Raw genomic sequence first — 17,826 nt, forward strand, 5'->3', positions numbered from 1 at the left:
AAGGCGACGAAAGGATTAAGCTGAAGGAATACAGCACGCTATCAAGGATTCGATGCAAGGAGCACTTTTTAGTAGCTGGATTGCTGCGAGTAAGACTATAACCCCGATGGGTGCAAGCCCTCGGGGTTTTTCTTTTCTGCCATTTCCGCCCGACCTGCCAAGCACAGTTGCCCCCATCTCAAACTCAAACTCAAACTCAAACTCAAACTCAAATAAGGTACTTTGTAGGATCCAGATACAACAAGAGCCGCCGAAGCAGCCCTTGAGTTAGTTTGCGAACAATGCAAGCTAGCTTTCGATAAAAACCTTACAGTCTCTCTAGTCTAGCGTAAGCAGTCACTAACCATTTAATGCCTTCACCATTGAACGCAATTTGAACGCGACTCTGTGGACCGCTGCCTTCAAAGTTAATGATGGTGCCTTCGCCAAACTTTGGATGCATTACGCGTGAACCAAGTGAAAAGCCCGTCTCGTTGAAGTTCTCTTTCACCGCAGTTTGGCTAAAGCGACCACTGCTTGCAGGTCGGCTGACTTGTGCTTTCATCCGCACTTCGTCCAGGCACGTTTCCGGCAACTCACGAATAAAACGCGATGGCTTATGGTACTTATCTTGACCATACAAACGGCGCATTTCCGCGTAAGTGATGTAGAGTTTTTGCATCGCGCGCGTCATACCGACGTAACACAGGCGGCGCTCTTCCTCTAAACGCCCCGCCTCTTCCGCCGACATCTGGCTTGGGAACATGCCTTCTTCAACGCCCACCATAAACACCAATGGGAATTCCAAACCTTTTGCACTGTGCAATGTCATCAATTGAACTGCATCTTCAAATTCGTCGGCTTGCCCTTCACCCGCTTCTAGCGCCGCATGAGTCAAGAACGCAGTCAGCAGCGACATCTCTTCCGCTTCTTCTGGTTTCTCGAATTGGCGAGTTGCGGTCACCAATTCCTCCAAGTTCTCAATACGAGCCTTAGACTTTTCGCCCTTCTCTTGCTCATACATGGCAAACAAGCCAGAGTACTTGATCACATGGTCTGTTTGCTCGTGCAACGGCATCTCTAACGTGTCGTCTTCGAGTGCGGTAATAAGTTCGATAAAGCGACCTAATGCCCCCGCCGCTCGACCCGCGAGCACTTGTTCATCCAACATCGCAACGCTGGCTTCCCACATCGTGCAACCACGATCACGCGCCGCACGGCGAATGGTTTCTAGTGTCTTGTCACCTAAACCACGAGTTGGCGTATTCACCACACGTTCAAATGCAGCATCATCATTGCGGTTAGCCATCAAACGCATGTAGGCCAGTGCGTCTTTGATTTCCTGACGCTCGAAGAATCGCATACCACCATAAATACGGTATGGTAGACCAGCTTGAATCAACGCTTCTTCCAGTACACGAGACTGGGCGTTGTTGCGGTACAGCATCGCTGCATCATTCAATGCTCCACCTTTGTCTTGCCACTCTTTGATTTTGTTAACCGCAAAACGGGCTTCGTCCAACTCGTTGTAAGCACTGTAAACCGAAATCGGTTCACCAACGACGCCGTCAGTCCACAGCTCTTTACCCATACGCTCAGTGTTATTGGCGATCAAGGTGTTGGAAGCTTCCAAAATGGTCTTGGTGGAACGGTAATTCTGCTCTAGGCGAATGGTGGTTACGCTTGGGAATTCACGGGTGAATTTCTCAATGTTTTCGACTTTTGCTCCGCGCCAACCGTAAATCGATTGGTCATCGTCACCCACAATCATCACATGACACTCAGGCCCCGCCATCATGCGTAGCCAAGCGTATTGGATATTGTTGGTGTCTTGGAATTCGTCGACCAAGATGTGTTTAAAGCGTGCTTGGTAGTGCTCGCGGACAAACTTGTTATCGCGCAGTAGCTCATGAGCGCGAAGCAGAATTTCTGCGAAGTCGACCAAACCTGCACGGTCACACGCTTCTTGATAAGCGGTGTATAGCTGCAAGTAGGTTTTGGTCACGGGATCGTGGTAAGCATCGATATGTACTGGGCGCAGACCTTCGTCTTTTTTGCCGTTAATCCACCAAGCCACTTGGCGTGCAGGCCACTGCTTTTCATCCAGATTTTGTGCTTTGATCAGACGCTTCAGTAAACGTTGTTGATCGTCGCTGTCGATGATTTGAAAATCTTCCGGTAGCTTGGCATCAAGATAGTGCGCGCGCAAAATGCGGTGACAAATACCGTGAAAGGTACCATTCCACATGCCTGACGCACTGCCCATCATCAACTCTTCAATACGGCCACGCATCTCCGCTGCCGCTTTGTTGGTAAAGGTTACCGACATGATTGAGAATGGAGACGCTTGTTCTACCGACATCAACCAAGCGATACGGTGAACAAGAACACGAGTCTTAACACGCTTGTTCTACCGACATCAACCAAGCGATACGGTGAACAAGAACACGAGTCTTACCACTCCCTGCACCAGCAAGGACGAGCAAGTTTTCTAAAGGTGCGGCAACGGCTTCACGCTGTTTGTCGTTCAAACCGTCGAGTAATAGAGATGGATCCATCATGATGAGCTACTGGTTATTTATACATAAAAATAGATTATAACCTAAACAACTAGGGTGTGTTGAGACAAAACCAGATAAAAAGTTCGACGATTTTTTACTCATCCATTCAATCAGTTATGTAAATCAAACCATCAAAAAGCATTCTCCAAAACAATTTTCCTGAAAGTTTTTCACTCACCTTCCTATCTCTTAAGTTAAGCAAGCGGACAAAAACTGTGCATCTCAATCGCTCGTCTGCTTGCCCATCTCAACGTAAAGGAAATCATTCAGAGGAAATTATTATGAAAAAATCGAATCTTGCTGTTACTGCTGCGGTTACTGGTCTACTAGCCCTTGGTGGCACTCTACTAACAGCAACACCTGCTGTCGCGGCAGAAAAAGAAAAGTGCTACGGCGTGGCAAAAGCGGGGAAAAATGACTGTGCGACGAAGAACAGCTCTTGCGCCGGCACGTCAAAACAAGACCACCAGAAAGACGCATTTGTGGTGGTTCCAAAAGGTCTTTGCGACAAATTGGCTGGCGGCAGCACCAGCGCATCTTAATTTCTCCGTTAATTGTTGTGGGCGTGTGATGGCTCAACTCACACCCCACAACCTCTTCTCATCCAGTTCGAAAAGGAGTTTCACGTGAAACACTACGATTTTCACCCTCTTGTTGGCGTTGGTTTACGGACTCCTCATTTGGACTTTTTTCAGCAACAACGCCCAGAACTGTCTTGGTTAGAAATTCACAGCGAGAACTACTTTCAACCCAATGCAGCCGAACGAAAATATCTACACACTTTGCGAGAGCAATACCAGTTCAGCTGCCACGGAATTGGTTTATCGTTAGGCTCTGTTGAACGCGTTAGCCAAGTACACCTCGCTCAACTGAAAGCGTTGATTGATGCCATTGACCCGATGTTTGTCTCTGACCATTTGAGCTGGAGTGAAAATGGTGGGCATTATTTTAACGACTTGCTTCCCCTACCATACACCGAAGAAGCACTGAACGTTTTTACTCGCAATGTGCTTGAAGTTCAGGATTATCTGCAACGCGAAATCTTAATTGAGAACCCATCGAGCTATGTGAAGTTTCAACACTCGACGATCAGCGAGTGGGAGTTTCTCGCTGAAGTTCAGCAGCGCACAAGTTGCCGGTTACTGCTCGATCTGAATAACGTACACGTATCAGCCTTCAATCACGGCTTTGATTGCAATACCTATCTGTCCGCCATTCCGGCAGACAAAGTGGATGAAATTCATTTGGCGGGTTTCACCATCAAACAACTCGATAAAGGCGAAATTTGGATTGATACTCACAGCCGTCCCGTCAGCACGGAAGTCTGGAAGTTATATCAACATTGGATTGAACAGTATGGTCCGCGCCATACCTTAATTGAATGGGACTTAGATATCCCAGCACCGGAAGTGTTATTGGCAGAAGCGGAAAAGGCCTCGCTCCTTCTCTCCCAAATTACCACCCCGCTTAGCGCTACGAGGAAAGCCTCATGAAGCTAGCCACCTTACAAAACCAGTTTGCGAAAGCGCTTCACTATCAGGCATTGGGCGATGACTGTGATATTGCGAGCGATCAGTTTACCGCTGACGAGCGCATGCAGATATATCGCAACAACTTTATCATCAGCTTGAGCGAAGTCCTTTCTGCTACTTATCCGATGGTTGAAGCGTTACTAGGGGAAACGTGCTTTGCTCAAATAGCACGCCAACATGTTTTAACGCACCCACTCCAAGAAGGCAGTGTTATTCACTACGGAAAAGACTTTCACCTCACTGTGATGTTGTTTGGTCAGGTCATGGCTCAAGCGCCATACAGCCCAGAAGTCGCACTCTTTGAATGGAACATCGACCTTGCTCGCCAAGCTCGTTATGAGCATCAAACAGACACAGCCGTGCAACCGCTGACTGAATTACCACACGTACCAGAGTCGCAACATTCCCATCTAGTTTTCCACCTTCGCCCTGGGTGTAAGTGCTTTGATGCTCATTACGCGGTGTTTGATTTATTCGCAGCTGTTCGTACTCAGCAATTCGATCAGCTCAACATCAACCAATTGCAACAAGGGGTGATCCGCATCGAGCCCAATGGTGAAGCGCAGTGTTTCGCGCTGGATGACGAAGCCTATCAATTGCTTGCCAGCTTGGAACAAAAGCAATGTTTGAGCGATATCCCTGAGCCGTTGCTCGCTCATCTTAATCACATCATGACGCTTGACCTGATTGAAGGTTTTACGCTGCAAACCGCGTAAGGAGGATACGATGACAGATTCTGTTAAAAGCCTGATTAGCCGCTACGACGAATACACCAACAGCTTACAAACTCACGCAATGCCGTTGTTGCTGCTGTTTTGCCGTTTATGGGTCGCTTGGGTGTTTTTTAATTCCGGCCTTATCAAAATTGCCTCATGGGATAGCACCTTGTACTTGTTCGAGTTTGAGTATCAAGTTCCGTTGCTACCTTGGGAATTTGCCGCCTATTCAGGCACATTCGCAGAGTTAGTGCTTCCGGTCTTTTTAGCGCTTGGATTATTTACTCGCCCTATGGCTGCCATGTTGTTTGTGTTCAACATTATCGCTGTCCTGTCCTACCCACTACTGTGGGAGAAAGGTTTCCATGACCACCAACTCTGGGGGTTAATGATTTTGATTGTGATGCTGTGGGGAGGCGGTCCGTTTTCGCTCGACCGATTGCTAAAAGACAAATTCGTCAGATAGAAAAATCCCCGCGATTGCGGGGATTTCTTTTATTGCTTGTTTAAATAAGCCAGCAGTTCATCCGCTGAGATACCTTGTTGTGCGAGGTCTTTTGCTAATAGCTCAACTTGCTCGCCCTTGCGTGACTCAATCACTTGTTGAAATTGGTACACAATGTCACGCAAGATTGGTAGAGGTACTTGTTTTGCCGCACTACGAATGCGCTCGGAGCTTTGATTGCCCAGCTCATTAAGCAACTTACCAAACATCACCTTTTCTGGTGATTCTTCCATTTGCTCTAAAATACGAGCCATTTCATACGTGGTTAACGACATTACTTTTTGAATTCCATTATGGTGTCAGGAAAAGTGTGAACGACAAATATACACGCGTTACATACATTGGAAAATACTAAATTACACTGATTTACGCATTCGCGAAGCGTGCGTGCCAGCTCTTACCGGCCTTTGAAAATAGAATCACCAATGCTGGTAGCAATACCCACATATGAATAGCAATCAATGTTTGTGGATCAAATGGCAAACGCTGTAAGGTACCCACTAACAAACCAGAACCGCTCATTTGGAACAAACCAAGTAGCGCCGCGGCTGTGCCCGCTTTATCACCGAATGGTTCCAACGCCTTGCCCGCGGCGCCGCCAAGAATCAAAGCAAAACCAACGGACGACATAAAGATTGGCAGCATGAACGACAGCGCCGTGTTTTGGCCATTCATCACCAGCATCACCACACCAGCCAGAGCCAACGTCGAGATACCAACCACAAGCGTGTTGTGTGTGCCAAAACGTTCCATGAACTTCGGTGCCAACATACAACCAGCGATGTTAATGACCGCGTTAATGCCAAACCAGAATGTGAACTCATTCATTGAAAGGCCCATGCCTGTCATCAATACCGACGGTGCTGACGTCACGTAAGCTAAGATAACCGCCATAGCCATCAAACATAGTGACGCGTGGAAAATGAAAGATGGCGTGCTCAGTACCGACCAGTAACGACTTACCTTGAATACCGCTTGTTTCTCGGTTGCAGGGTTGGTTTCCTTCATCATCAAGAACATCAACGTTCCTGAGACAACCGCAAAACCAGCCATAAAGCTGAAGTTTGCACGCCAATCGAATTGCTGTGTTAACCAGCTACCTAAGATTGGGGCCAGTGCCGGAATAAAGCAGATCGCACCATTAAGGTAGCTGATCATCTTGCCGCTTTTCTCTGGGCCGAAAATATCGCGAACTGTTGCAAAGGCTGCTACCGATGTCGCACACGCACCTAAGCCTTGTAGCAAACGAGACATCAACATCCACTCAATATTTTGAGCACTCCACGCCAATAAAGCGCTCATTGCGTAGATAGTGATGCCGCCCAATGCAACAGTTCGACGTCCGAGTTTATCTGCCAAAGGGCCAGCAAACAGTTGGCCAACACCCATAGCAAATAGGAACCATGTAATCGTGTCTTGTGCTAGCGCATTGTCTACCTGAAAAGTTGAAGCGATAAGAGGTAACGCAGGTAGATAGATATCAATCGCAAGCGGACTGAAAAGAACCAAAAGGGTCAACAACGCCATTTGTTTTTTACTATTAGAAATATGGCTAGACACACGACACTCCAAATTGAACAAGAACTTTGCAGAGAGCTTAATCATCTGATGATATGAATGGAAATGATGTATAATCATGACCATTATTCCCCAGAGGAAATTCACCGTGAACATAGAAAAGCTCGCTCGTCTCGACCTGAACTTACTGGTCTGTTTTAAAGTGTTAATTGAAGAGCTTAACGTGACTCGAGCGGCGCATCGACTGTGCCTTAGCCAATCCGCGGTGAGCAAATCATTAGCCAAACTTCGTATTCAATTTGATGATCCATTGTTTACGCGTAACTCACATGGATTAACGCCAACACCACGTGCATTGTTCCTCAAACCGAAACTGGATCTGTTGATTAACCAATTAGAAGTGCTGACCCAGCCAGAAGAGTTTTCGCCCCAAAGCAGTGAATACCGTTTTCAAATTGCAGCGGTGGAAAGTGTCTACCCATTAATCTTGCCGCATTTCTTACCAGCGATTTTTCAACAGGCGCCCGGCGTCACCATCAGTACGCATCCTTGGTCAGATAACACCTTCAAAATGTTGCAGCGTGGTGAGTTGGACTTGGGATTAACTGGTAAAGACATCGACATCAATGACGCAAAACTTACCCTACTGCCACCGGATGATATTTGCGAACTCGAAATCTATCGCGACCATCAGATGTGCATCATTCGTAAAAACCACCCCGCACTAAAACAGAAGTGGAACCTCGAAGCGTATCTCGCACTTCGTCATGTACAAGTGCGATGTGATGGAAACGACCGTTGGTTGTTGGACTATCGTTTAGCGGACATTGGCGCAGAGCGCGATATTGCAGTCACCGTTCCAGATTTCAATAGTGCCGCCAGCTTGTGTTCTTACACCGACTTCATCTTTACCGCGCCGAGCCATTTTGTGCAACTGGCTGCCAAACAGCTCGACTTGGTGGTCTTGCCATTGCCGCTTGAATTCCCGCCCATGGCTTACACTCTGTTTTGGCACAGAGACAGAGAAAACGACCCAGCCTTGAATTGGCTGCGCACGATGATCACGCAAAAAACCGATCACCTTAGATAAAAATGTCGGACGCAATTTGCGCTTAGCGGTTAAAATGAGTAGCTTAACAGTCGATAGTCCTTTTTGGCTCATCTATGGCCTGTTGTACCCAGACTTAAACGTCATCTTGCTACGACGTTTAACTCAATCACTGCACGAAGCAGAAGGAAACAGCTCCCACACCTGAGCATGAAGGAGCGGTAATTTGAAGGAATAAAACAGATGCACAACGATACCCTAAGCCGCGTGAACGCAATTCGCGAATGGCTTGCTCAACACAACATTGATGCCCTACTGATCCCTCACGAAGATGAATACCTGGGTGAATATGTCCCTGCGCACAATGAACGCCTCCATTGGCTAACCGGATTCACAGGCTCTGCAGGCGCAGCCGTGATCACACAAGACAAAGCCGCGATTTTTGTTGATGGCCGCTACACAGTTCAAGTGACCAAACAAGTTCCTAGTGAGTTGTTTGAATATCGCCACCTAATTGAAGAACCAGCATTGGATTGGATTCAAGACAATCTAACCTCAAATGCGTCCGTGGCTATCGACCCACGTATGCACAGTTCAGCTTGGCTAGATATGGCACAAGCAAAACTGGCCGGAAAACTTGAGCTGAACATTCTCTCCAGCAACACAATTGATGCATTATGGCATGACCGCCCTGCACCAGTGGTTTCTGACGTTCGCCTCATGCCAACAGAAGCCGTTGGTCAATCAAGCGAAAGTAAGCGTAAAGAGATCGCTCAACTGGTAGCAAAAGCCGGTGCAGACAGCGCAGTCATCACAGCGCTTGATTCTATTTGTTGGCTATTGAATGTACGTGGCTTAGATGTATCGCGTTTGCCAGTTTTACTGTCGCACGCGATTCTTCATGCCGACTCAAGTGTAGAGTACTTCCTAGATCCCGCTCGCTTACCTGCTGAATTTGCAGCGCATGTGGGTACTGGTGTGACGGTTCATCATCCAGAAGCACTTCAATCACGCCTTGAAGCCATGTCTGGTAAAAAGGTATTGCTCGACCCAGCAATCAGTAACGCATGGTTTAAGTTAGTTCTGCAAAATGCAGGCGCATCGGTTATTGCTGCAGCCGATCCATGTTTAATGCCAAAAGCCGCGAAAAACGAAGTTGAGATTGCGGGCATGAAAGCCTGTCATATCCGCGACGGTGTAGCGATGAGCAAATTCCTTTGCTGGCTAGATGCCGAAGTGGCTGCTGGCAATCTTCATGATGAAGCTACACTGGCTGATCGCCTAGAAGCATTCCGTAAAGAAGACCCAACGCTGATGGATCTGAGCTTTGATACCATTTCTGCGGCAGGCGGCAATGCGGCTATGTGTCACTACAATCATGAGAACCAACCAGAGCCAGGTAAGCTAGAGCTGAACACACTTTACCTTGTTGATTCAGGCGGTCAGTACCTAGATGGCACAACCGATATTACACGCACCATCGCGATTGGTCAGCCATCAGCAGAAATGATCAAGCAGTTCACTCTCGCGCTGAAAGGTCATATCGGTGTAGCACGTGCCCGCTTCCCGAAAGGCACTCGTGGTTACCAAATCGATACATTGGCTCGCCAACATCTTTGGGCGGAAGGTTATGACTACGACCATGGCACTGGCCACGGTGTAGGTCACTTCCTAAGTGTGCATGAAGGTCCGGCAAGCATCTCTAAGAAACAAATTGATGTGCCGCTAACTGAAGGCATGGTGCTATCAAATGAGCCTGGCTACTACCGTGCAGATGCGTTCGGTATCCGTATCGAGAACCTAGAGCTCGTAGTTGAAACACCGACTAACGGCGACTTCCCTGTTCTATCATTCGAATCCTTGACGCGCTGTCCAATCGATAAACGTAATATCAATGTCGATATGCTGACTCGTCCAGAACTTGCTTGGTTGAACGACTACCATCAAAAAGTATGGGAACAAATCAGCCCGCTTGTTGACGGTGAAGTAAAAGAATGGCTACGCGAAGCAACTCTGCCGTTGGCTCACTCTTAAACAAAAGTGCGAACATCTATTAAAGATAAAATAGAAAAGGCTCTCCACTTGGAGAGCCTTTTTTTTGGGGCTAAATTCGTAAATCACATCAATAAAACTCAAAGCTAAGCGTTCATTCAATCACAATGTTTCACGTGAAACATGCCAATGACACAGTAAACGCCTCGGTTAACCTGAGTAAGCTGAGTGCCAATCACGCCAGACCGGGTCGAAACCTTTCGCTCTGATCATGTCTTCTACCGATGCCGCGCTACGCTCGTCACTGATTTCGAACTGTTCCAGTTCCACCTCTTCGGTCGCATAACCACCGGGTTGTGTTTTCGATGCCGCAGACATACTCGTAATGCCTAACGGTAATACATTGTCGCGAAACTGGGGTGATTCGCGCGTCGACAATGACAACTCCACTTCCGGATTAAACAGCCGATAGGCGCAAATCAATTGCACCAACTGCTTATCCGTCATGACAGATTTCGGTTGTAATCCCGACGCAGGTGTATTACCGGCACAAGGGCGTAAACGAGGAAAAGAAATCGAATAACGCGATTGCCAATAAGTACGCTCAAGGTAATCCAGATGAGCAGCAGCAAAAAAGCAGTCGGTGCGCCACTCTTCCAAACCAATCAAAGCGCCAATACCGATTTTGTCGATCCCCGCCTTTGCCAACCTATCAGGCGTTTCAAGCCGGTATCGGAAATCCATTTTGTTGCCACGTAAATGATGCTGAGCATATGTTTTAGGATGATAGGTTTCTTGATACACCATCACCGCATCAAGACCCAATGTTTTCAGTTCGGCATATTCGTCCTGATCCAGCGGTTGGACTTCCATCGCTAAATAGTTAAATCGCTGCTTGATGATTGGCACCATTTCGCGAAAGTATTTCATCCCAACTTTGGTCTCATGCTCACCCGTTACCAGTAACACGCTGTCGAACTTCATTCGCTTAATCGCATCAATCTCCGCCTCAACTTCATCCCTATTCAGCGTTCTTCGCTTTATGCGGTTCTCCATAGAGAAGCCACAATAGGTACAAGCGTTGGCGCAAAGATTAGAGAGGTACAGCGGGATATACAGCGACATAGTGTTGCCAAAACGCTTACGCGTCAGCGAATAAGAAAGCTTTGCCATCTGCTCTAAGTACGGTTCAGCTGCAGGAGAAATCAACGCTTTAAAATCTTCCAAATCTCGTTTAGGTTTTGCTAGCGCCCTTTCCACATCCTGCGCCGTTTTGGCATAAATCGACATGGAGATGTCATCCCAATCGAGCTGCTGAAAGCGATCATAAAAGCTCATCTTGAACCCTCACTTCTACAGTTCATCGAGAAAAGCCGTTAGCGGACTCGAAGCAACGGCATGAGAAACTTTCCCTGCAAGCCCAGCTTCATAAGCCATACGACCTGACTCGACTGCCATCTTGAACGCTTTCGCCATCGCAACGGGATTACTTGCGGCAGCGATGGCCGTATTGACCAACACGGCATCCGCGCCCATTTCCATCGCTCTTGCCGCATGTGAAGGCGCACCAATTCCCGCATCCACGACAACAGGTACGTTCGCTTGGTCAATAATGATTTCTAGAAAATCGTGCGAAGCGATACCTTTGTTCGAACCAATCGGCGCACCCAATGGCATCACCGCAGCACAGCCAACTTCTTCCAGTCGTTTACATAACACCGGATCGGCATGGCAATATGGCAACACAATAAAGCCTTCTCGCACGAGCTGTTCGGCAGCGGCTAAGGTTTCTATCGGGTCAGGCATTAAGTATTTCGGGTCGGGATGGATCTCCAGTTTGACCCAATTTGTGCCCAACGCTTCGCGAGCAAGCTGCGCAGCAAAAACCGCATCTTTGGCATTTTTTGCGCCAGAGGTGTTCGGTAGCAAATTCACACCGGCGTGAATCAAAGGCTGCAAAATGTCATCTTGCTGATCATGTACATCCACACGTTTAAGCGCCATCGTCGCGAGCTGTGAACCTGAAACCTGGATGGCTTCGGCCATTAAACGGCTATTAGAAAATTTGCCTGTTCCAGTGAACAAGCGAGATTGAAATTCTTTATCACCAATTTTCAGCATCGACATTATCCCCCTGCGATGGCTTGAAACAGAGAGATGCTATCTCCCTCAGAAAGTACCGTACTCGCCCATTCGCTACGCGGCACCACTTGATTATTAATGGCAAAAACACAGCCCATTTCAGGCAGAGAAAACTGGGTAATGATTTGCTGTAGGTTGGCTTTACAATCGACCAGCTGAGCTTGGTCGTTAATAGCGATAGTTATCACGTTACCTCTCTCCTTTGGCAAATGAACGTAAAAACGAATTTGATGCGAATTGATTTGAAACTGTCATGGCGGTCATCTCTTAACTGCTCACTGGTGCAAGATTATTGTCACCACAAACCTGACATTGCTTGTCTTTGGTGATCGACATGGTCTGCCAGTTCATCCGCAGTCCATCAAAGAGGTGTAACTGACCACAACCAACATGAAAGCGATCTATCGCCAACTTTTGAATAGCAGCGAGAGCTTGGTAGTTCCCCAGAGTGCCCACCACAGGGCCGATAATGCCGGTTTCGCTGCACTTCATTGTTTGCTGCAATTCATCAAACGGATACAAGCATCGATAGCAGCCTGAATTTGATGGTTTGTCTGAGTAGTCAAAAACAGCAAACTGCCCTTGCCAACCAATCGCTGCCGCCGATATCAGAGGTGTATTTTGCTCATAACAAACTTGATTGATCTGCTGCCTCGTTGGCAGGTTGTCACTGCAATCCAACACCACATCCGCCAACATGACTTCGAGTTGTAACTGAGCTTGGTCGAGACGCTTGGCAATCGTGCGTACCTGAATCATTGAATTGAGATCACGAAGCTGCTGAGCCATCGCCTCGGTTTTCGCCAGTTCGATGTCGCCTTCACGATAGATAACCTGGCGCTGCAAATTGCTGCTATCAACATGGTCATCATCAATCACAACCAACTTACCCACGCCAGCAGCCGCGAGATACAAACTTGCTGCACTACCCAACCCACCACAGCCGATGAGCAACACATGAGATTGACCAAGACGAGCTTGGCCCGATTCTCCGACTTCAGGTAACGAAACTTGACGCTGATAACGAATGAATTCTTGATCAGTAAGCACGATAGTCCTCCATGACCAATGACGTGCTCGTTGTGCTCATCAGTTGGTTGAAAAACTCAATCACTTGTTTCGGCGATTCGGACAAGGTAATCGCACGAACCACCGCTAAACTGGACACGCCACATTGCCAAACTTGCTCTGCGTTTGATTGGTCAATGCCACCAATGGCCACAGTTGGATAGCCAACACTTTCACCATATGGAATGCTATCGATCAGCTTTTGATACAAGGCTAAGCGAACCAAACCTTGCGGTTTGGATGGCATTTGTTTGGTGGTGGTCGGAAAGATATGCCCCAGCGCAATGTAGCTTGGATTAATTTGGACGATACGCAGCAGTTCATAATAACCATGGGTTGATAGACCTAAGCAAATGCCTGCGGTGCTCAACTGACTCAAATTGGAATCTTCGATATCCTCTTGACCAAGATGAACCCCGAAAGCACCATGCTTGATGGCCAGTTGCCAATAATCATTAATAAAAACTTGAGCGTCATAGTGACGACCGAGTTCAATTGCGCGTGCAATCTGCTGTTCTAAGTCTGGCTGATAGGGGTCTTTGATACGTAGTTGAATGGTGTTGATGCCCAATGGCAACAACCGTTCAATCCAACTGACGTCGTCCACTACCGGATAGAGCCCCAAACTCTGTTTGCTCAGATGAGGAAAATTGACCGACTGTCCGTATGATGACCAACCTACTTTGATGCCTAAACGACAATCTTCTAGGACTGGTGTAGGAAAATCAGCAAACTGAGACGCCCACTCCTGCTTAACCATTGTTTCACCATTAATGGGTGTTTCACGTGAAACATTCGTCATTGGGCGCGCTAAGGTCAAAGCGTCTTCAATAGGGAAATCGAGAGCAAGCAGCGTTACTGTCCACGCTAAGTGTTGTTCGGTTTGAAGAGTTGTAGTTCTAGAAGTAGAAGCAACTGACAGAGCTCTTATTTCATCATTAACCGGATGGCGCCAGATATCCAACACGTCCGCGCTTGTCGTTTCAACAGAATCATCGTGCTTAGACTCTACGTCTTGAATACCAATAAAAATGGCCGAGGATGGTTGTTGGCGGCATTCTGAAACCGATAGACCTGATTGGTAGTAAAGCACAAAATCGGCAGTCTCTGCTTCCTCACATAGGTCAATCAGATCGGTACCTACACGAAAGGTATTTTGCCCAAGAACAAGTTGAATAAATTGAGTTGGGCTTACGCCCAACTCAATCTCATCAATACTAAAACCCTGTTCTTTCGCCAACAATAAGCACTGCTGAACAGATCCTGTCAGCGGAATTAACGACGACGGAATAAGGATTTTAGCCATTACTCATCCGCCTCGGCGTGCACGGCTGGGTGATAAAGCTCGGAACCTGTCGCACGAAACTCTTCAGACTTCTTACGCATGCCTTCCAGCGGGTCATCTAACATCTTGATAGAAATCGCCTGATCCGCGGCAACTTGCTCTGTATCTTTGGCATACTCCCTGACTTCTTGAGAAATCTTCATTGAGCAGAATTTAGGGCCACACATTGAGCAGAAGTGCGCTACTTTTCCAGACTCTTGCGGCAGCGTTTCATCATGAAATGCACGTGCCGTATCGGGGTCTAAAGCGAGGTTAAATTGGTCTTCCCAGCGGAATTCAAAACGCGCCTTTGATAAAGCATTGTCACGAACTTGTGCTCCCGGATGCCCTTTTGCTAAATCTGCAGCATGCGCAGCTAGCTTGTAGGTGATCATGCCGGTTTTAACGTCTTCTTTATTTGGAAGCCCCAAGTGCTCCTTAGGGGTCACGTAGCACAACATAGCGCAGCCATACCAACCAATCATCGCCGCACCAATACCGGATGTAATATGGTCATAACCCGGAGCGATATCTGTCGTTAGAGGACCCAAGGTGTAGAACGGCGCTTCATGACAGTGTTCCAACTGTTGGTCCATATTTTCTTTAATCATATGCATTGGAATATGGCCAGGGCCTTCAATGATGACCTGCACATCATATTCCCATGCGATTTTAGTCAACTCGCCGAGTGTACGCAGCTCTGCGAATTGCGCTTCATCGTTCGCGTCTGCAACCGAGCCAGGACGCAAGCCATCACCAAGAGACAGAGCTACATCGTACTTCGCGCAAATTTCACAGATCTCGCGGAAATGGGTGTATAAGAAGCTTTCTTGGTGATGCGCTAGACACCACTTAGCGATAATCGAGCCACCACGCGAAACAATACCCGTCACTCGTTTCGCCGTCATTGGAACATAGCGAAGTAGTAAACCAGCATGGATAGTAAAGTAATCAACACCCTGCTCTGCTTGTTCGATTAACGTGTCGCGCATGACTTCCCAATTCAGGTTCTCAGCAATGCCATTTACTTTCTCCAAAGCCTGATACATAGGAACCGTACCAATTGGCACCGGGCTATTGCGTAAAATCCATTCGCGAGTTTCATGAATGTTACGGCCGGTAGAAAGGTCCATCACGGTATCGCCACCCCAGCGTGTCGCCCAGACAAGTTTTTCCACTTCTTCTTCGATTGAAGACGTGACCGATGAGTTACCAATATTGGCATTCACCTTAACTAAGAAGTTACGGCCAATAATCATTGGTTCAGATTCTGGATGATTGATATTCGAAGGAATGATGGCGCGACCTTCTGCGACTTCTTTACGAACGAATTCTGCAGTAATGTCTTTAGGTAGATTTGCACCGAAGCTTTGACCAGGATGCTGCTGAGTCAGCACGTCATCGCGATATTTAGCGCGCCCCATGTTCTCACGCAGTGCAATGTATTCCATTTCCGGAGTAACAATGCCTTTGCGAGCATAGTGTAGTTGAGTGACGCATTTTCCGGCTTTAGCTCGTCGAATACGTGGTAAATTGCCATAACGCAAATCATCTAAGGTTTCATCGTCAAGACGCTCTTTTGCGTAAACAGAGCTCACATCTTCAAGGATTTCAGTATCATTGCGTTCTTCAATCCACCCTTCTCTAAGCTTGGGTAAACCACTATAAAGGTCGATAGAGTAATCTGGGTCGGTATACACACCAGAGGTGTCATAAACACGTACAGGCTCATTGGGCTCAAAAATTGGAGCCTCTTTGGTGCCACCAATTAGGCTATCAGCCAAAGAAATTTCACGCATTGGCACTCGGATGTCAGGACGAGAACCCTCTACATACACTTTGGTTGAGTTTGGGTACGGCTGTACCGAGAGAGTATCAATAAACTGTTTTGCTTCCAGTCTCGCTTGTTTGCGACTCGACATAGCATTTTTCCTTGCTTGTTATTCTAGATAAAAAGTATTGGGATAAAAATGCTTGGCGGATAGATGCGACAAGAGGGGTCGAATTATGGACGATTAGAGTTCAGGTGCTCACTCTTTGTCTCTTACTGCATTCGACGTTTTGATAGGTTAGCCAGATGTTGTCTGGTGTAGATATCTTCTCTTGTTCCCTTCGCAGATATTAATCTGATCAGGTTCAACGGATCCCGAATTAACGGTCAACGGCTTGGTTAAACCAAGCCGACCTGATTACATTTTCGTTACTTTTGCTAGCTACGCATCAATAATTGGAAACCGATCCAAGCCGCCGAGATACTCAGTACAACATTTAATAAGATGTTTAAACCCATTTTAAAGAAAGCACCTTGCTGCATAAGCAGTACGTTATCCATAGAAAAGGTTGAAAAGGTGGTTAGCGCACCGAGGAAGCCTAGACCAATCACTTGTCTCCATGGTTCAGTTGCCAATATTTCACTTTCAAATGCCGCAATGAGCAACCCCATGATGAAAGAGCCAACAACGTTAACAGTCAGCGTACCGTAAGGGAAACCCCGCCCGAAAAGTAAGACACAAAACTCAGACACTAAATATCGAGAACACGCACCGATTGCCCCACCGAGTGCGATAAAGCCTAAAATAGAAAATTGCCCCATAATTCCCCCAAGAAGTTCTGATGATATTGTAATCAAAATCGCTCGGCTATCGGTAACACAATCTTAGAATTCGACAATATAATCGCTTTAAAACCATTGAAATATTTAAAAGTTACAGGAGTCACTTTTACATACGTTCCAAACAATTTTTCATAGGAAGAACTCTTAGGGGAATTTGCCGTTTAGATAAACATATCTCGTTTAAGTACTACTTGAAGAAAATGCTGATTCGTTGTGATAGCCTCAATAGCATCAACTTTAAAAAGCTCGCAAGTCAGCAAAAATCCATTCAGATGAAAATGAGACTGCTGGCCCTTGATCATTTCAAAGATGGACACTCACTCACACAGATCACAAAGTTGCTCAAGGTAAGCCGAACCAGTGTCAATAAGTGGGTTCAGACCTTTCTTTAAAAAGGGACGGAAAAGAAAAGCCAATAATACACAAGGCGGACGACTGACTGGTGCCGACATCCAGGCTTATATCGTGAAAGAATTTGGTCAGTACTACCACTCTAATTCTATCTATTACCTGCTCGACCACATGGGCTTTTCATGAATAACTTCCCGCTCAAAACACCTCAAACAAGCACAAGAGGATTTGAAAAAATCAAAATCGAAACGATCCTTAAGATCCCAGAACATATAGCTTTAGAATGTGTTGATGTCTGGATTCAGGACGAAGCCAGATTTGGGCAACAAAACACGACAACACGCTTATAGGCTGAGAAAGCAACTCGCCCAAGAGCCGTGAAGCAATAACAATTTGAGTATGCTTATCGTTCGGTTCAGTTTGTCCCAGAAAAGGAATTGGTGAGGCTATCGTTGTCCCTTGGGTTCATAAAGACA

17 protein-coding genes, 1 pseudogene and 1 riboswitch are annotated in these 17,826 nt (G+C 46.9%); of the genes and pseudogenes, 8 read left to right on the plus strand and 10 right to left on the minus strand.

The annotated features are described in order from the left end of the window. Positions 1–307: 307 nt before the first annotated feature. Positions 308–2,540, minus strand: a pseudogene (uvrD, locus tag OU793_RS20905) (DNA helicase II). A gap of 281 nt (positions 2,541–2,821) precedes the next feature. On the opposite strand from uvrD, the gene OU793_RS20910 reads away from it, so the two are divergent. The 4 genes from OU793_RS20910 (at position 2,822) to OU793_RS20925 (ending at position 5,254) form a co-directional block, all read left to right on the plus strand. Further along, the gene (locus OU793_RS20910) at positions 2,822–3,082 is read left to right on the plus strand and encodes a DUF2282 domain-containing protein (protein ID WP_005458571.1); all 261 of its coding nucleotides are present in this window, start codon (positions 2,822–2,824) and stop codon (positions 3,080–3,082) included. 84 nt (positions 3,083–3,166) lie between these two features. Beyond that, positions 3,167–4,033: a DUF692 domain-containing protein gene (locus tag OU793_RS20915; RefSeq protein ID WP_140128951.1), complete on the plus strand. Its 867-nt coding sequence runs from the start codon at positions 3,167–3,169 to the stop codon at positions 4,031–4,033. After that, positions 4,030–4,788 carry a DNA-binding domain-containing protein gene (locus OU793_RS20920; protein ID WP_159403996.1) on the plus strand — a complete coding sequence of 253 codons (759 nt, stop codon included), beginning with the start codon at positions 4,030–4,032 and terminating at the stop codon, positions 4,786–4,788. Before OU793_RS20915 ends, OU793_RS20920 begins: the two co-directional genes overlap by 4 nt. A 10-nt stretch (positions 4,789–4,798) precedes the next feature. Continuing rightward, a complete protein-coding gene (locus OU793_RS20925; RefSeq protein ID WP_021822489.1) occupies positions 4,799–5,254 on the plus strand; it encodes a DoxX family protein in 456 nt (151 codons plus the stop codon). A 29-nt stretch (positions 5,255–5,283) separates the two neighbouring features. Here OU793_RS20925 and OU793_RS20930 read toward each other — a convergent pair whose 3' ends face one another. Next, positions 5,284–5,568 carry a hypothetical protein gene (locus OU793_RS20930; protein ID WP_005458563.1) on the minus strand — a complete coding sequence of 95 codons (285 nt, stop codon included), beginning with the start codon at positions 5,566–5,568 and terminating at the stop codon, positions 5,284–5,286. A 91-nt stretch (positions 5,569–5,659) separates the two neighbouring features. Then, complete coding sequence (locus OU793_RS20935; protein ID WP_005480931.1) at positions 5,660–6,853, minus strand: multidrug effflux MFS transporter; 1,194 nt, start codon at positions 6,851–6,853, stop codon at positions 5,660–5,662. Positions 6,854–6,959: 106 nt separating this feature from the next. Here OU793_RS20935 and OU793_RS20940 point away from each other — a divergent pair, with 106 nt between their 5' ends. Then, the gene (locus OU793_RS20940; protein WP_005465075.1) at positions 6,960–7,901 is read left to right on the plus strand and encodes a LysR family transcriptional regulator; all 942 of its coding nucleotides are present in this window, start codon (positions 6,960–6,962) and stop codon (positions 7,899–7,901) included. A 201-nt stretch (positions 7,902–8,102) separates the two neighbouring features. Next, positions 8,103–9,893 (plus strand): aminopeptidase P family protein, encoded by a 1,791-nt coding sequence (locus OU793_RS20945; RefSeq protein ID WP_086584886.1) that lies wholly within the window; start codon positions 8,103–8,105, stop codon positions 9,891–9,893. Between the two features lie 168 nt (positions 9,894–10,061). On the opposite strand, the gene thiH is transcribed toward OU793_RS20945, so the two are convergent. The 7 genes from thiH to crcB all read right to left on the minus strand — a co-directional run bounded on the left by thiH (position 10,062) and on the right by crcB (position 16,978). Then, positions 10,062–11,189, minus strand: a complete 1,128-nt coding sequence (thiH, locus tag OU793_RS20950; protein WP_086495452.1) for a 2-iminoacetate synthase ThiH — start codon at positions 11,187–11,189, stop codon at positions 10,062–10,064. 15 nt (positions 11,190–11,204) lie between these two features. Beyond that, positions 11,205–11,972 carry a thiazole synthase gene (locus OU793_RS20955; protein WP_031813895.1) on the minus strand — a complete coding sequence of 256 codons (768 nt, stop codon included), beginning with the start codon at positions 11,970–11,972 and terminating at the stop codon, positions 11,205–11,207. Between the two features lie 5 nt (positions 11,973–11,977). Further along, positions 11,978–12,181 (minus strand): sulfur carrier protein ThiS, encoded by a 204-nt coding sequence (thiS, locus tag OU793_RS20960; protein ID WP_159403995.1) that lies wholly within the window; start codon positions 12,179–12,181, stop codon positions 11,978–11,980. 79 nt (positions 12,182–12,260) lie between these two features. Next, positions 12,261–13,043 carry a thiazole biosynthesis adenylyltransferase ThiF gene (gene thiF, locus OU793_RS20965; protein ID WP_140103638.1) on the minus strand — a complete coding sequence of 261 codons (783 nt, stop codon included), beginning with the start codon at positions 13,041–13,043 and terminating at the stop codon, positions 12,261–12,263. Then, the gene (locus OU793_RS20970; RefSeq protein ID WP_140103639.1) at positions 13,033–14,367 is read right to left on the minus strand and encodes a thiamine phosphate synthase; all 1,335 of its coding nucleotides are present in this window, start codon (positions 14,365–14,367) and stop codon (positions 13,033–13,035) included. Before OU793_RS20970 ends, thiF begins: the two co-directional genes overlap by 11 nt. Beyond that, positions 14,367–16,307 carry a phosphomethylpyrimidine synthase ThiC gene (gene thiC, locus OU793_RS20975; RefSeq protein WP_015297505.1) on the minus strand — a complete coding sequence of 647 codons (1,941 nt, stop codon included), beginning with the start codon at positions 16,305–16,307 and terminating at the stop codon, positions 14,367–14,369. Before thiC ends, OU793_RS20970 begins: the two co-directional genes overlap by 1 nt. Before the next feature lie 168 nt (positions 16,308–16,475). Continuing rightward, positions 16,476–16,578, minus strand: a riboswitch (TPP riboswitch). A gap of 16 nt (positions 16,579–16,594) precedes the next feature. Continuing rightward, positions 16,595–16,978, minus strand: a complete 384-nt coding sequence (gene crcB, locus OU793_RS20980) for a fluoride efflux transporter CrcB (RefSeq protein WP_005497358.1) — start codon at positions 16,976–16,978, stop codon at positions 16,595–16,597. 299 nt (positions 16,979–17,277) lie between these two features. On the opposite strand from crcB, the gene OU793_RS24970 reads away from it, so the two are divergent. Both OU793_RS24970 and OU793_RS20985 read left to right on the plus strand, forming a co-directional pair. Then, complete coding sequence (locus tag OU793_RS24970) at positions 17,278–17,391, plus strand: helix-turn-helix domain-containing protein (protein ID WP_159408062.1); 114 nt, start codon at positions 17,278–17,280, stop codon at positions 17,389–17,391. Between the two features lie 73 nt (positions 17,392–17,464). Continuing rightward, on the plus strand, positions 17,465–17,536 hold the full coding sequence (locus tag OU793_RS20985) for a winged helix-turn-helix domain-containing protein (RefSeq protein WP_229608817.1): 72 nt from the start codon (positions 17,465–17,467) through the stop codon (positions 17,534–17,536). Positions 17,537–17,826: the final 290 nt, after the last annotated feature.

This window comes from Vibrio sp. VP6 (assembly GCF_028823755.1).
Taxonomy (GTDB): Bacteria; Pseudomonadota; Gammaproteobacteria; order Enterobacterales; family Vibrionaceae; genus Vibrio; species Vibrio parahaemolyticus.

Bases quoted from the DNA above. Each gene is read 5' to 3' on its own strand.
- OU793_RS20955 (WP_031813895.1), bottom strand. From the start codon at position 11,972: ATGCTGAAAATTGGTGATAAAGAATTTCAATCTCGCTTGTTCACTGGA.
- OU793_RS20970 (WP_140103639.1), bottom strand. From the start codon at position 14,367: ATGGCTAAAATCCTTATTCCGTCGTCGTTAATTCCGCTGACAGGATCT.
- OU793_RS20930 (WP_005458563.1), bottom strand. From the start codon at position 5,568: ATGTCGTTAACCACGTATGAAATGGCTCGTATTTTAGAGCAAATGGAA.
- OU793_RS20910 (WP_005458571.1), top strand. From the start codon at position 2,822: ATGAAAAAATCGAATCTTGCTGTTACTGCTGCGGTTACTGGTCTACTA.
- OU793_RS20925 (WP_021822489.1), top strand. From the start codon at position 4,799: ATGACAGATTCTGTTAAAAGCCTGATTAGCCGCTACGACGAATACACC.
- thiC (WP_015297505.1), bottom strand. From the start codon at position 16,307: ATGTCGAGTCGCAAACAAGCGAGACTGGAAGCAAAACAGTTTATTGAT.
- OU793_RS24970 (WP_159408062.1), top strand. From the start codon at position 17,278: ATGAGACTGCTGGCCCTTGATCATTTCAAAGATGGACACTCACTCACA.
- OU793_RS20920 (WP_159403996.1), top strand. From the start codon at position 4,030: ATGAAGCTAGCCACCTTACAAAACCAGTTTGCGAAAGCGCTTCACTAT.
- OU793_RS20945 (WP_086584886.1), top strand. From the start codon at position 8,103: ATGCACAACGATACCCTAAGCCGCGTGAACGCAATTCGCGAATGGCTT.
- crcB (WP_005497358.1), bottom strand. From the start codon at position 16,978: ATGGGGCAATTTTCTATTTTAGGCTTTATCGCACTCGGTGGGGCAATC.
- thiH (WP_086495452.1), bottom strand. From the start codon at position 11,189: ATGAGCTTTTATGATCGCTTTCAGCAGCTCGATTGGGATGACATCTCC.